Annotated in this window: 13 protein-coding genes, 1 tRNA gene and 1 pseudogene; 7 read left to right on the forward strand and 8 right to left on the reverse strand. The window is 68.2% G+C overall.

Annotation, left to right across the window (positions count from 1 at the left end; all coding sequences use genetic code 11):
- Positions 1 to 3: 3 nt before the first annotated feature.
- Positions 4 to 1,002 carry a dihydroxyacetone kinase subunit DhaK gene (dhaK, locus tag ACWDTP_RS20480; protein WP_450023047.1) on the reverse strand — a complete coding sequence of 333 codons (999 nt, stop codon included), beginning with the start codon at positions 1,000 to 1,002 and terminating at the stop codon, positions 4 to 6.
- Positions 1,003 to 1,277: 275 nt separating this feature from the next.
- Between dhaK and ACWDTP_RS20485 the strand changes: the two genes are divergently transcribed.
- Positions 1,278 to 2,018, forward strand: a complete 741-nt coding sequence (locus tag ACWDTP_RS20485; RefSeq protein WP_450023049.1) for an IclR family transcriptional regulator — start codon at positions 1,278 to 1,280, stop codon at positions 2,016 to 2,018.
- Here the strand turns inward: ACWDTP_RS20485 and ACWDTP_RS20490 are convergent.
- Positions 2,015 to 2,209 carry a hypothetical protein gene (locus ACWDTP_RS20490; RefSeq protein ID WP_450023051.1) on the reverse strand — a complete coding sequence of 65 codons (195 nt, stop codon included), beginning with the start codon at positions 2,207 to 2,209 and terminating at the stop codon, positions 2,015 to 2,017. The genes ACWDTP_RS20485 and ACWDTP_RS20490 overlap by 4 nt on opposite strands.
- Before the next feature lie 16 nt (positions 2,210 to 2,225).
- Between ACWDTP_RS20490 and ACWDTP_RS20495 the strand changes: the two genes are divergently transcribed.
- Positions 2,226 to 2,585 carry a DUF488 domain-containing protein gene (locus tag ACWDTP_RS20495; protein WP_450023072.1) on the forward strand — a complete coding sequence of 120 codons (360 nt, stop codon included), beginning with the start codon at positions 2,226 to 2,228 and terminating at the stop codon, positions 2,583 to 2,585.
- A gap of 57 nt (positions 2,586 to 2,642) precedes the next feature.
- On the forward strand, positions 2,643 to 3,287 hold the full coding sequence (locus tag ACWDTP_RS20500) for a GNAT family N-acetyltransferase (RefSeq protein ID WP_450023053.1): 645 nt from the start codon (positions 2,643 to 2,645) through the stop codon (positions 3,285 to 3,287).
- Between the two features lie 4 nt (positions 3,288 to 3,291).
- On the opposite strand, the gene mbtN is transcribed toward ACWDTP_RS20500, so the two are convergent.
- The 6 genes and pseudogenes from mbtN to crcB (ACWDTP_RS20530) all read right to left on the reverse strand — a co-directional run bounded on the left by mbtN (position 3,292) and on the right by crcB (ACWDTP_RS20530) (position 8,206).
- Positions 3,292 to 4,464: a mycobactin biosynthesis acyl-ACP dehydrogenase MbtN gene (gene mbtN, locus ACWDTP_RS20505; protein ID WP_450023055.1), complete on the reverse strand. Its 1,173-nt coding sequence runs from the start codon at positions 4,462 to 4,464 to the stop codon at positions 3,292 to 3,294.
- Complete coding sequence (gene mbtM, locus ACWDTP_RS20510; RefSeq protein ID WP_450023074.1) at positions 4,461 to 6,032, reverse strand: long-chain-fatty acid--ACP ligase MbtM; 1,572 nt, start codon at positions 6,030 to 6,032, stop codon at positions 4,461 to 4,463. The genes mbtN and mbtM overlap by 4 nt, the downstream gene beginning before the upstream one ends.
- 5 nt (positions 6,033 to 6,037) lie before the next feature.
- Positions 6,038 to 6,319 (reverse strand): annotated as a pseudogene (locus tag ACWDTP_RS20515) (acyl carrier protein); the annotation flags it as partial.
- 41 nt (positions 6,320 to 6,360) lie between these two features.
- The gene (locus tag ACWDTP_RS20520; RefSeq protein ID WP_450023057.1) at positions 6,361 to 7,440 is read right to left on the reverse strand and encodes a DUF190 domain-containing protein; all 1,080 of its coding nucleotides are present in this window, start codon (positions 7,438 to 7,440) and stop codon (positions 6,361 to 6,363) included.
- On the reverse strand, positions 7,437 to 7,802 hold the full coding sequence (gene crcB / locus ACWDTP_RS20525; protein ID WP_450023059.1) for a fluoride efflux transporter CrcB: 366 nt from the start codon (positions 7,800 to 7,802) through the stop codon (positions 7,437 to 7,439). The genes ACWDTP_RS20520 and crcB (ACWDTP_RS20525) overlap by 4 nt, the downstream gene beginning before the upstream one ends.
- Positions 7,799 to 8,206: a fluoride efflux transporter CrcB gene (crcB, locus tag ACWDTP_RS20530; protein ID WP_450023061.1), complete on the reverse strand. Its 408-nt coding sequence runs from the start codon at positions 8,204 to 8,206 to the stop codon at positions 7,799 to 7,801. The genes crcB (ACWDTP_RS20525) and crcB (ACWDTP_RS20530) overlap by 4 nt, the downstream gene beginning before the upstream one ends.
- A 70-nt stretch (positions 8,207 to 8,276) precedes the next feature.
- Between crcB (ACWDTP_RS20530) and pgm the strand changes: the two genes are divergently transcribed.
- From pgm to ACWDTP_RS20550, 4 genes are all read left to right on the forward strand, one after another.
- Positions 8,277 to 9,923 carry a phosphoglucomutase (alpha-D-glucose-1,6-bisphosphate-dependent) gene (gene pgm, locus ACWDTP_RS20535; RefSeq protein WP_450023062.1) on the forward strand — a complete coding sequence of 549 codons (1,647 nt, stop codon included), beginning with the start codon at positions 8,277 to 8,279 and terminating at the stop codon, positions 9,921 to 9,923.
- Positions 9,920 to 11,185, forward strand: a complete 1,266-nt coding sequence (locus tag ACWDTP_RS20540; RefSeq protein WP_450023064.1) for an MFS transporter — start codon at positions 9,920 to 9,922, stop codon at positions 11,183 to 11,185. Before pgm ends, ACWDTP_RS20540 begins: the two co-directional genes overlap by 4 nt.
- A 55-nt stretch (positions 11,186 to 11,240) precedes the next feature.
- A tRNA-Ala gene (locus ACWDTP_RS20545) sits at positions 11,241 to 11,316 on the forward strand.
- 777 nt (positions 11,317 to 12,093) lie between these two features.
- Positions 12,094 to 14,048 (forward strand): NucA/NucB deoxyribonuclease domain-containing protein (locus ACWDTP_RS20550; protein ID WP_450023066.1); only part of this gene is annotated, 1,955 nt, incomplete at its 3' end.

The following is a 14,048-nucleotide window of genomic DNA, read 5'->3' on the forward strand; positions in this document are numbered from 1 at the left end:
ATATCAGCATCCTCTCCGCAGTGCCGGGGTGTTGACCGGGTGATCCCACAACCCGAGCAGGTCGTCGTCGGCGCGCAGCAGCGTCACCGAGCAGCCCGCCATGTCCAGGCTGGTGATGTAGGGGCCCACCAACGAGCGTGCGATCCGCACACCCGCCTTATCCAGGATCGCCGCGAACTCCGAGTACATCACGTACAACTCGATGAGCGGGGTGGCGCCCATGCTGTTGACGAACAGGATCACGCCGTCCTCGCCGGTGAAGTCCAGATCGGCGAGTATCGGTTCGGCCATGAGTTCGGCCACCGCCCACGCCGGTTGCAGCGGCACCCGCTGACGTCCCGGCTCGCCGTGAATGCCGATGCCGACCTCGATCTCGTCGTCGGGAAGGTCGAAGGTGGGATGGCCGACCGCGGGCACCGTGCACGAGGTGAGGGCGACGCCCATGCTGCGGGCGGCGGCGTTGACCCGGCGTGCCACGCCGGCGACCTCGGTCAGCGGCCGGCCCTGGTCGGCCGCGGCACCGGCGAGCTTCTCCACCAGGACGGTCGCGCCGACGCCGCGCCTTCCGGCCGTGAAAGTGCTGTCCTGCACCGCGACGTCGTCGTCGACGATCACCGATTCCACCGTGATGTCCTCGGCCGCAGCCAGTTCCGCGGCCATCTCGAAGTTCATCACGTCACCGGTGTAATTCTTCACGATGTGCAGCACACCGGCGCCGCCGTCGACGTTCTTGGTGGCCTCCAGCATCTGATCGGGGACCGGCGAGGTGAAGACCTCGCCCGCGCATGCGGCGTCGAGCATGCCGGCCCCGACGAATCCGCCGTGCAGCGGCTCGTGGCCCGATCCGCCTCCCGAGATCAGGCCGACCTTGCCGGTCACCGGCGCGTCACCGCGGTAGACGATCCGGTTGGTGTGGTCGACGCGTAGTTCCGGGTGCGCGATGGCCATGCCGCGCAACGCTTCACCGATGACGTCGGCGGGATCGTTGATGAGTTTCTTCATGTTGTGCTCCTCAGGCTGCGGTGGTGGTGGTCTTGGCGGGGACGGCCGCGGCGGCCCCATTGACGATGATGGTCGCAGGCACCGATCCGACGCCGACGAAGATCAGAAAGGCGGTGCCCAACGCCTCCGCGGCCAGCTTTTGAGGTAACGAGGACTGTCCATGGCACTCCTTGGCCGGGGATCGACTATGTCGGATAGTGTTCGATAATATCGAATGTGATCTGGAACATACGCTTATGCTTCGGTCAGCACAAGAGGCGCAGAAGGGGGCCGCGATGATCCAGGCCGTGGATCGGGCACTGCGCATCCTCACGGTGTTGCAGGGCGGGCGGCGGATGAGCCTGGGCGAGATCGCCTCGGCGATCGAACTCGCGCCCTCGACCGTGCACGGTCTGGTGCGCACGCTGCTCGCGCACGGCATGGTGCAGCAGGAACTCGACTCGGGCCGCTACCGGCTCGGGCCCGCCACGCTGCGGCTGGGCAACGTCTATCTGGACACCCTCGAACTGCGCTCCAGGGTCACGATCTGGGCCGAGAACCTGGCCCGGCGCACCGGCTGTGCGGTGCGCACCGGGGTGCTGCTGTTCGACGAGGTGGTGGTGGTCGCGCACGAACCGCGGCCCGACGGCACCCGGCAGATGCCCGAGGTGGGGATCGTCATCCCGGCACATGCCAGCGCACTCGGAAAGGCCCTGCTGGCGTTCCGGGCCGACCTCGACACCGGGGACCTGCACAGCATGACCGGCGAGACCGTGACCGACCCGGCGGCGCTGGCCGATCAGCTCGCCCGGGTCCGGGCGACGGGAATCGCCACCGAGGCCGAGGAGGCGGTGCTGGGTGAATGCTCGGCTGCCGCACCGGTGTTCGACACCACCGCCGAGGCGGCCGGGGCGATCGGCCTGGTGGTTCCCGCCGCCAGGTGGCCGCTGGAGCCCGATGCGCTCGACGCGCTGCGCGATACCGCCCGCACCATCTCGCGCGAACTCGGGGCGCCGGCCTGGCCGCCGCGAAACTAGTCCTGGCTGCCGGACCGGCCGCCGACGAACTCCAGCAGGCGCGGATCGGCGGAGGTGAACCGGTCGGCCTCCTCGCCGCCGTCGCAACGCAGCAGGGCGATGGTGACGCCGTGACCGGTCTGTGCGACCACCTGCCAGTGCCCGCCCGAGTCCTGCCAGCGTTGTAGATCCGCGACGCGATCGACCGTCATGCTCCTACTCTGGCAGGTGATGGCCTCCAGAAGTGTGCGGTTGGCGCGAGTCTATGAGCAGCCCGGGCCCGACGAGGGGCAGCGGGTGCTGGTCGATCGGCTGTGGCCGCGGGGTCTGCGCAAGACCGATCCACGGGTGGGCAGGTGGCTGCCCGATGTCGCGCCGTCCACCGAGCTGCGGCACTGGTATGACCACCGGCCCGAGCGGTACGACGAATTCGTGCAGCGCTACACCGCCGAGCTGGAGACTCCGGCGGAGGCGGCCGCGTTCGACGAGTTGCGGGCCATCTGCGACGACGGGCCGATCACGCTGGTGACGGCGACCCGCGAACTGGACCTGAGTCATTTGCGGGTGCTGGCCGGTCTCCTGGCCTGACGGATCGGCAAGGTAGGTAAACCTACCCTCACTGCCTGCGGTAGGCTCAGCCGTCAAATGACCGATATCAATACCCACGTTGAAGAGGCCGTCGAGCCGGTTCTCAAGCGCGAGCTCACCGACATCACCGACGCGGTGCGGGCGGTCCCGGCCCCACCCGTCCCGGTCGTCGAGGAGCCGTACGGCATCCGGCTGGTCGACGCCGACGCCGACGCCGAGATGGTGTCGGAATGGATGAACCGCCCGCACCTGGTGGAGGCCTGGGAGTACCCGTGGCCGCCGGAGCGGTGGCGGCGCTATCTGCGGGCACAGCTCGACGGCGAGTATTCGCGGCCGCTGATCGCCAACCTGCGCGGCAAACCCGCGGGCTATATCGAGTTATACCGTGCCGCAAAGGATTCGATCGCACCCCGCTATGACGCGGACCCGCACGACATCGGCCTGCACGCGGCAATCGCCGATCTGCACCTGGTCAACCGCGGTATCGCCCCGTTCCTGCTGCCCCGGGTGGTGGCCAGCGTCTTCGAACTCGAACCGGACTGCCGGCGCATCATGTTCGACCCGGACCACCGCAACACCGGGGCCCGCCGGGTGTGCGAATGGGCGGGTTGCACGTTCCTGGGTGAGCATGAGATGTCCAACCGGCGGATGGCGCTCTACGCCCTGCCGCGCACCCCCGAGGACGCCCCCAAAGGTCGGTGAGAATTCAGTCCTGGCCGAGTTCGGCGTAGCCGTCGTAGTCCGGTTTCATCGCCGCGGCCACCAGTTCCCAGAGCACCTCGTCGGTGCCGCCGCCGACCCTGGCCAGTTTCATATCGCGCCACCACCGGCCCAGCGGTGTCTCGTCGACGAGATAGCCGGAGCCGCCGAAGATGTGCATGCACTCCGAAAACACCTCCTCGCCGAGCCGGGCCGCGGTCACCTTGATCGCGGCCGCGGCGCGCAGGTCGAGCTTGCCCGCCGCGGCGATCCCGGCCAGGCCGTGGCGGAGCAGGTCGACGCGTGCCTGCAGATCGGCCATCCGCAGCCGCAGGGCCTGGTGCTCGTAGAGGGTGTGGCCGAACTGGCGGCGTTTCATCATGCGGGCCAGCGTGATTCCGAGGATCCGCTGTGATCCGGACGCCACCTGGCCGGCGATCGACATCCGTTCGTGTGCCAGCCCCCACGAGATCGCGGCCAACCCGGTACCGGCCCGCGCCACGAGTGCGTCGGCGGGCACCCAGGTGTCGATGTGCACCGCGGCGGTGTCGAGTGGGCCCGCGCCGACCTTGCGGTACGGCGTCTGCACCTCGACCTCGGCGGTGGGGACCGCGATCACGACGACGTTGCCGTGCCGGCTGGCCGGATCCTGATCGACGCTGCGTGCCACCACCATGATGTGGTCGGCGACCGGCGACAGTGAGACGAACTTCTTGATCCCCTTGACCTCGAATCCGTCGCGGGCCGTGCGGACCTCGGTCTCGACGATCTGCAGATCCGATCCGCCCGATTCCTCCGAGGCGCCGATGCACAGCACCGCCTCACCGTGCACGGCCTGCTCGCAGATGGTGCGCAGGTAGTCCGACCGGCCGAATCGGCGCAGGATCGAAATCGCCGAATCATGCAGGCTGACACCGACACCGATGCCCGCCGATCCGGTCCGGCCCAGCGCGAAGGCCAGCTCGTTGAGCTTGGCCACATCGGGCTGCTGGCCGTCGCCCCACTTCTCGGCGAACACACCGTTGCGGCCGAGGTGTTCGATGAGCTGACGCGGGAAGCGTTCGGTCTCCTCGGCTTCGGCGGTCCAGGCCTTCACCTGATCGTCGAAGACCCGGTCCAGCAGGTCGCGGTACTCGTCGACGGTGGTGGTAGCCGGTCCCGACGGTGCTGTCGCGGTCATGCCTCAACCCTCTCAAGATGTCGTTTGACCTCCAGACGGCGCAGCTTGCCCGAGGAGGTGCGCGGCAGTGCGCCCGGCGGCAGGAACACCACATCGGCCGGTACCACACCGCATTCGGAGGCGACCCGCTGCACCACCTGGCTGCGGGCCTCGGATTCGTCGGTGCCGCGGAACTCGGCGGCGATCACCAGGCCGGGCCGCACCGCACGTTCGTTGGTGCCGACGGCGACCACACCGCCCACCCGAACGCCGGCCACCTGGGCTGCGATCCGTTCGATCTCGGTGGGGAAGATGTTGCGTCCGGCGACCGTGATCAGCTCCTTGGCCCGCCCGCAGATCACCAGCCCACCGTCGACGAAGTAGCCGAGATCGCCTGTCGGGAACCAGTCCCCGGGGCGCAGTGGCGTCTCGCCGCGGTATCCCGACATCATCGACGTACCGCGGACCTCGATCTCGCCGACCTCGCGGTCGGCGATGCCCGCATTGTCCGCGCTGGGGCGCATCCGCATCTCCATGCCGGGGATCGCCTGGCCCAGAACGGCCAATTGCTGCACATGCGCACCGGATTCGGTCTCGACGGTGATCTCGTCGACCAGCACGCCGAGGCCGGGAACCGGAATCGATACCGCACAGGATGATTCGGCAAGACCATAGGACGGGCACAGGGCGCCGGGGTCGAATCCGAAGCGGGCCAGTTCGGTGCCGAACCGCCGGGTGCCCTCGCAGTCGACCGGCTCACCGCCGTTGAGCGCGAACCGCAGCGGTGACAGGTCGATATCGGCCAGCCGGCTCGAGTACTTGCCGATCAAGCCGTAGGCCATATTCGGTGCGGCGGTCATGGTGGCGCGACTGGTGGTGAGCCAGTGCACCCAGTTGAACGGGGAGGCGGCGAAGGCCGTGGTCGGGGCCTGCCACAGCTCGAACCCGCCGAGCGCACAGGTCAGCAGGAACGCCAGACCCATATCGTGGTAGAGCGGCAACCACGAACAGCCGACATCGTTGCGGGACACGCTGATCCGCTCATGGATGCCGCGAATGTTGGCCAGCGCGGCCGCGGGGGCGATCTGCGCCGTGCGCGGGACGCCGGTCGAACCGGCGGTGCCCTGCAGCACCGCGAACTCGTCGGCGGCGGTGCTCGGATCCCATGTGGTGGATCGGCGGGCGTGGGCGGTTTCGATGTCGTCGTGGATCACCAACGTGCTGCCCGCGCCGCACAACTGTTCCAGGTAGCTGCCGTGGCTGAAGACGGTTCCGACGCCGATGCCGGAGAGACGTTGCAGGGTCGACCGGGCCCACTGGTCGGGGTCGGAACCGCGCACCGGGCCGGGCAGGATCGACAGGGCCGTACCGGAGATCAGCGCACCGACGATGGCGGCGACGACCTCGACGGTCGGTTCGCCGACCACGCCGACGGCCGTGGAACCGTCCTGGCCGATCCGCTCGGCGACGTTCTCGGCGCGGGCATGCACCTGTGCCCAGGGATGGCGCGCCCACGTACCGGTTTCAGTGTCGTAGAGGACGAGGTCGGCGCTGCTGGTGCTCAGCGACTCCGACAGCGCTGCCGACAGCGGGTTCACTGGCTGCTCTGCGCGGCGGGCATCTTCGCCAGGATCGCGGCCTCCAGATCGCCCACGGTGTCACAGCTCAGCAGGTCCTCCTCCGAGAGTGCGACGCCGAGTTTGTCCTCGATCGCGACCATGCCGACAGCGAACGCCACCGAGTCCAGCCCGACGTCGTCGACGAGGCGGGATTGCGGGGTGACCCGGCGGACATCGACGTTCATATCGTCGCGCAGGATCTCGGTGAACGCGGCACTGACCGATTCAGGTGTAGTTGGCGGCATGGGGTCGGACGCTACACCCGGAGGTAAGCCTAGGCTAGGCTTACCCCCGCGTTTTAGTAGTCGTGCCTGGCGAGATCGGTACTACCAGAGCGTCGTCCGGCGTCGACCGTGGTGGCGGCGGGGACCATCTCGGCGCTGACCAGGCCCGCGCCGGCCGTGAGTTCGTCGACGATGTCGAACGCGGCGGAGATCCGCTCCGGCGCGTCCACCACTACGGTGGTCACCGGAACCTGCCGACCGAGTTGAAACAGTTTGTCCCCATGAGGTTTTCCGTTGTCGCCGTAGCCCCACACGCCGCGAAGCACGGTGGCACCGCCGACCGTTCCGGAGTCCAGCAGCCGGCGGACCAGCGCGCGGTGGATGGGAACGCCTTGGTGCAGTGCGGATTCGGAGGTGTGGATCATGAGTTTCTGCCACAGGGCCCGGCCCTTGGCGTCGGCACGCGGCAGCGGAGTCGGACGGGCAATCAACTCACCGCCCCGCTTGCACAGTTGTGCACGCTCGACGGTGGCAAGCGGCCGTTCCAGCAAACCGTTCAACTCGCCAAGCGCGGCTCCCACCTGATCGCCGGTGCCGACCGCGACGATCATGATCGGAACCTCGCTGTTGCGGCCGAAGAATCGGGCGCGTCGGCGCTGCCCGTGTGCGGTTCCGTCGACCCCGAGGAACGCCGTGGCGCCGGCGAAGCCGTGCCGGTGCAACACCTCGCACACCGCGCGGTGGGCGGGCGCGGTGTCGACCCGGAGGTGACGGCCCACGTAGATGGTCAGTTTGGCGGTCTCGGGAATCGAGGGTTCCGCGGTGTCGGGGCCGACCAGTTGGGCGCGTTCGACGGTGATCAGTCCGCGGGGAATGGTCGCGACGGTGTGTTCGGCGAGCGCCGCGATCTTGTCGGTCGCATCGACCGCGACGACGGCCACCGGGGGATCCTCGGACATGCTCAGCGTCTCGTCGCTGCGCAGCTGGTGGCGTGGGCCGAAGCTGGCGATACCGCGCAGCATCACCCCGGTCGCGACGTTGTGGCGGCCGTAGAGTTCGAGCAGCGCATCGGCGGCGAACCGGTGCCCGTGGCGCTGACGCTCCCCGAAGTAGGCCGTGAGCTTGAGATAGTCCTCGGATCGGGTGCGACTCACAGTCGAACCCCCAGCCAGACGCCCAGCCACGCGGCCGCCAGGCCGAGCACGACGCTGACGACGATGTTGGCCGCCGCGGACCGGACCTGGCGCTCCTCGACCAGGCGTTGGGTTTCCAGCATCCAGGTCGAGAAGGTCGTGTAGGACCCGACGAATCCGGTGCCGGCCAGCAGGGCGGTGTGCGGGCTGAGCGCCAGCCCGCCGAGAAAACCCAGCAGCAGGGCGCCGCTGAGGTTGACCGCCAGGGTGCCCGCCGGGAAACCGCGGCCGACCCGGGCGGATACCGACCGGTCGAGCAGGAAGCGGCACACCGCCCCCGCGCCGCCCAGCACCGCCACCCCGGCCCACACCAGGGCCGTCATGTCAGCGCCCGCACGCGACGCACCAATGCTGTGGCGAGGGCGACGGCCAGCAGCCCGCCGACCAGGCTGGCCGCGGTGTAGCCGACGGCCAGGCCCCAGTGTCCGTGCTCGAGCATCGACACCGTCTCGACCTGCATGGTGGAGAAGGTGGTGAGTCCGCCGCACAGCCCGGTGCCCAGCAGCGGACGGCGGTAACTCGACACCGGCAGCCGTTCGAGCAGGCGGGTGGTGAAGTAGCCCAACAGAAATGCGCCGACGATGTTCACCGTGAAGGTCGGCCACGGCCAGTGACCCGGTGCGGGAGCCGTCAGGACCGCCAGACCGGCGCGGGCGAGGGTGCCCAACGCTCCGCCGACGAACACCGCGGCCAACTCTCGGGGGTCATGGCCGCGTATCCCGAACATGGAGTAAAAGTATGGCGGCAACTCGGCGACCGGCACGCACCGACATCCGGCAGGGAGCAGAATCGGGTCCATGGCTGCCAATCCGCGGGCCGGGCAACCGGCGCAACCCGAAGACCTCATCGACGTCGCCCAGGTGGTCACCGCCTACTACACCCGACAACCCGACCCCGACGACGTCGCGCAGCAGGTGGTGTTCGGAACCTCCGGGCATCGCGGGGCCAGCCTGGACGCGGCGTTCAACGAGGCCCACATCCTGGCCACCACCCAGGCCATCGTGGAGTACCGGGCGGCGCAGGGCACCACGGGGCCGCTGTTCATCGGGCGGGACACGCATGCCCTGTCCGAGCCGGCCTGGGTATCGGCGCTGGAGGTGTTGGCCGCCAACAATGTCGTGGCGATGATCGATTCGGCCGACCGCTACACACCGACGCCGGCGGTCAGCCACGCGATCCTGACCTACAACCGGGGACGTACCGGTGACCTGGCCGACGGTATCGTCGTCACGCCTTCGCACAACCCGCCCCGCGACGGCGGATTCAAGTACAACCCGCCCAACGGCGGCCCGGCCGACACCGACGCCACCGGGGCGATCGCCAAGCGCGCCAACGAGATCCTGCGCGACGGGCTCAAAGCGGTGAAGCGCATTCCGCTGGCGCGGGCGCTGCAGAGCGCCCAGCGCCACGACTACCTCGACGCCTACGTTTCGGATCTGCCCAATGTGGTGGATCTGCACGCCATTCGGGCGGAGGGGATCCGGATCGGCGCCGACCCGCTGGGCGGGGCCAGCGTCGACTACTGGGGTGCGATCGCCGAGCGGCACGGGTTGGACCTGACGGTCGTCAACCCATTGGTGGACGCGACGTGGCGATTCATGACGCTCGACACCGACGGCAAGATCCGGATGGACTGCAGCTCGCCCAACGCGATGGCTGGGCTGCTTCGAAAAGTGAACGACAACCCCGACTCCTATCAGATCGCCACCGGCAACGACGCCGACTCCGACCGGCACGGTGTCGTCACTCCCGACGGCGGGCTGCTCAACCCCAACCACTACCTCGCCGTCGCGATCGACTACCTCTACACCCACCGGTCGAACTGGCCCGGCTCGACCGCGGTTGGCAAGACCGCGGTGAGCAGCTCGATCATCGACCGGGTGGTGGCCGGGCTGGACCGCAAGCTGCTCGAGGTGCCGGTCGGCTTCAAATGGTTCGTCGACGGGCTGATCGGCGGCAGCATCGGGTTCGGTGGTGAGGAGAGCGCCGGGGCGTCGTTCCTGCGCACCGACGGTTCGGTGTGGACCACCGACAAGGACGGCATCATCCTGGCGCTGCTGGCCTCGGAGATCCTCGCCGTGACCGGGTCGACGCCGTCGCAGCGGTACGCCGAACTCGCCGAGCGCTACGGCGCGCCGACGTATGCGCGCATCGATGCGCCCTCCGACCGGGACCAGAAGGCCCGGCTGGCCCAGCTGTCGGCCGAGCAGGTCACCGCGACCGAGCTGGCTGGTGAGCCGATCACCGCGAAGTTGACCGCCGCGCCGGGCAACGGGGCCGCGCTGGGCGGTTTGAAGGTGACGACCGAGAACGCCTGGTTCGCGGCGCGGCCGTCGGGGACCGAGGACGTCTACAAGATCTATGCCGAGTCGTTCAACGGGCAGGAGCATCTGGCGGAGGTGCAGCAAGCCGCCAAAGATTTGGTCAATACAGTTATCGGGTGAGCTCTGTTACGGAGGGTGACTGTTCGAGGCGGACAAAACCCAAGCTGCCCGGCGAAGTCTGGGTCCTGATCGCGGCCAACGCGGTCATCGCGCTCGGCTACGGCGTGGTGGCGCCCGTGCTGCCGGCCTACGCCCGCCATTTCGGTGTCAGCATCAGCGCCGCCACGTTCGTCATCACCGCATTCGCGTTGATGCGCCTGTGCTTCGCCCCGGCCACCGGCATGCTGATCCAGCGGTTGGGGGAGCGGCGGATCTACGTCAACGGCCTGCTCATCGTCGCGCTGTCCACCGGCGCGTGTGCCTTCGCGCAGAGCTACTGGCAGCTGCTGCTGTTCCGCTCGCTCGGCGGGATCGGCTCGACGATGTTCTTCGTCTCGGCGCTGGGCCTGATGATCCGGATCAGCCCGGAGGACGCCAGGGGGCGGGTGGCCGGGATGTTCTCCTCGGCCTTCCTGATCGGCTCGGTCGGCGGGCCGGTGCTGGGCAGCCTGACCGCGGGGCTTGGCCTGAGCGCCCCGTTCGTCATCTACGGCGCCGCGCTGCTGGTCGCGGCCGCGGTGGTGTTCATCAGCCTGCGCCACTCGTCGCTGGCGGCGCCGGACCCCGAGGAGGGCGCCAAGGTGGCGTTGCGCACGGCGCTGCGCAACCAGGCCTACCGGGCGGCGCTGCTGTCCAACTTCGCGACCGGCTGGTCGGCGTTCGGGCTGCGGATCGCGTTGGTGCCGCTGTTCATCGCCGAGGTGTTCCACCGCGGGGCCGGGGTCGCGGGCCTGGCGCTGGTCACCTTCGCGATCGGCAACGTCGCCGCGGTGATCCCGAGCGGCTACCTGTCCGACCGGGTGGGCCGGCGGGTGTTGCTGATGGTCGGTCTGACCGCGGCGGGCATCTCGACGGTGCTGGTCGGCTTCACCGACGGGCTGACGACGTTTCTCGTGGCCGCCTTCATCGCCGGGTTCTCCACCGGGATCTTCACCGCGCCGCAGCAGGCCGCGGTCGCCGACATCATCGGCAACAAGGCCCGCGGCGGCACCGCCGTGGCCACCTTCCAGATGATGGCCGACGTCGGATCGATCGGCGGGTCACTGTTGGTGGGGCTGATCGCGCAGTACCTGTCGTTCTCGTGGGCGTTCGTGGTCAGCGGGGCGATCCTGCTGCTCGCGGCGGTGGGCTGGACATTCGCCCCCGAGACCCGTCACCGGCCGCCCGCCGAGCACACCCCGGCCCGCGCGTTCGGCCCGGAGGCGGGTGGTGAGGTCCCCTGACCAGCGATTTTGAACCACGGGTAGCCGTGGTGTAACTTCGATGAGCACGACATCAGGGGCTATGGCGCAGTTGGTAGCGCACCACACTGGCAGTGTGGGGGTCAGGGGTTCGAATCCCCTTAGCTCCACCAAAAACGGGTGAGAACCCGCAGGTAAATCATCTAGGCGCGATGAGCGTACAGCGCATAGCGGACCGCACGCGCGGGTTTACGCTCGTCATGTGGACGCCATCCATTAAGCGGCGACGCCACCATCGGCGCTTTTCTCCCCTGCCTGAAGTTCGCCGCCAACACGGAGGTCAGCTCGGACTGGTACCGCGCCGAGATCGAACGCACCCTCGAGCGCTGCGGGAGGCCCGCCAGTTCATGTACGGGACCAAGACCGTACCGTTCGCGCTCAACGACCGCGAGATCTGGTTCGTCCTCCCGCTCGATCCCGGACCGCGACTCTTCCGATTTCACCCGCACGCCAACCGGCCGCGGCAGTGCACGATGGCGGCCCCCTAGCCCGTCACTTCTGAACCGCCGTTTCCGCGCAGGGGTGCGGTGGGGTGGTGTCGTGTGGCGAGGCGAGCGGGGCAGCCCTTTGGTTGGCAACGTCAAACAGCGGCTTGTCGGCAATATCGTGGAGCGCCTAAGAAGGTTGCCAACCCGGGAGCGTGCGGTGGTTGGGTTATTTGCTGAAGCTGCAAAGGTAGATCGTCTCATGCTGCTCTGTCATCAGTTTGAACTGCAGGTTGACAGTGTTTGATCTTGTACTACGGTGCTGTCTCATACCGGATGTGGATAGCTCATCGCTACCGCGACATGTTGCCGATCGGGGATCGCATGAGAGATAGCCGTAGCTGGACGCCAGATTCAGGAAACTTTCTGAACGACCGTCAGCAAAGCGGAAGGTTCGGGTGGCCGGTGCGCTGGCTGGCCGCACTGTGCGCGGTGGCAGTCACGATCGGTGCTCTTCACCTGATCGCGCCGGCGTCCTCGCCGGGGGTGGATCAGGCGGCGCGGCCGGTGTCAGCGGCACAAGGGTTCGCCGACGCCGCAGCGGCCGCGTTCACCGATTCCGCGGTCGGCTCTGACCCCGCGCTATCGGCCGAGCAGCGCCGCGCTGGGCTGCCCGACCATCCGGTGACCGGCCTGACGTCGGACACTGCGGCTGGGCTGGTGCAGATCGTGTTGCCGGGCGGGCTCGGCGATGCCCAGCACAGCCCGGGCGGGCAGGTGGTGTATCCGAATGCCGGTGCCGGGTTTGACATATTGGCCGAAAACACCGGCGGTGGTACCCGCACCGTGGCCCGAATCGCTGATCCCGGTGGGCCGCGGATGGTCACCACCTTCGTGCGCACCCCAGCCGACACCGTGATGGTGGCCCACACCAACGGCTATCTGACCATCAACAAAGCGACACCGTCCGCCGAAACCGTTGGCATGTTCGCCCCAGCCGAAACCCGCGACGCCACCGGCCAACTCGTGCCGAGCTCGTACGTGGTCAAACAACTCGCCCCGCAGCTGTATGCGCTGGCCGAGGTGATCGACCCCCGACCCGACACCGCCTGGCCGGTCTACGTCGACCCGCCCCTGAGCGTGGCCGGGCCCGGCGGCGTACCGCAGGGGATGTTCGACTCGTTCACCAACACCGTCAGCTCCGTCACCGACACCGTCACCTCGGCGGCCTCGACGGCATTGTCGGCGACCGTATCCGGTGCCAAGGCCGTGGGTACGTTCGTCAAAGACAACCCACTCGAATCCGCGATGCTGGTCGGCGGGGTGGCCCTGGCCGTCACCGGTGTGGGCGGTCCTGCGGGCGCAGCGGCCATCGCCGCCGCCACCGTCAACATCTCCAGCGCCGCTGTCGACATCGCCGCCACGGCGATGCCCGACAACCAAACCCTCGGCATGGCCTCTACCGTGCTCGGTGCCGCCTCCATGGTCACCCCACAGGGCGCCGCCAAAAAGGTCATCAGAGAAGGCGTGGAACAAGCCGGCGAACAACTCGCCAAACATACCGACGACGTCATCGACGTCGCCAAAACCACCCCCACCCCACCCACACAACTCGCCGACGAGATTGCGGCATCGGCACCTGCGGTGGGCACTCCCAAGCCTGGTGCTGGCACACCTCAGATGTCCACGGGACCACCACGTTCCGCTGACGACCGCATCCCGCTGGAGCCACCACCATATGGCCCTGTTCGGCCGCCGACCGAGTACAGGCCGCCCAGCGTGTCCCAGCCGGCCTGCACCAGAAACGACTGCGGCCATATAAGTGAGAATCCGGCAACGATCTATTCCCAGGCGCACACGCCGCGCACCTTCGACAACAAACTGTCTGGCATCGAAAGCGGGCGCTCATCGGCGACCGTGCATCGTGAGACCGACAAGCGCCAGATACGACGCAACCGCAGCGCCGCACAAGACGGTGTCCCGTCGGCGACATACCATCACCGCGACGAAGACAACCCCGCCTCCACCAAAGAAGGCGGCGCAGCAGCGCGCATTGACTACACGCCGGACTGGGAAGGGGAGCGCGAAGGACGTCAACTCGCAAACACCTACCGCGAACATCACATCGGCGATGGCGATCCCTACGATCGGGTGTTTCGCGGCGACGACGGCAAAGTTCGCTGCGCGCAGTGCGCAATCTCGCGACGGCACCAGCAGCAACAACAAGATTCGGCCACCGATGCAGCCCGTACACAGGCACTGGACAACGCGCGATCCAACGGCGGGGGAGACCGCTCCAGCCAACAAAACAACTCGACGGCCGGCGACAACAACCGAAAAACAGGCTCTAACCTCGATTTTTCGCCGGGGTTGGCGATGGCGTGCTGCGGTCGCGTGGTGGGCGTGTATAGATCGTTTTG

The organism is Mycobacterium sp. NPDC003449 (assembly GCF_053588415.1).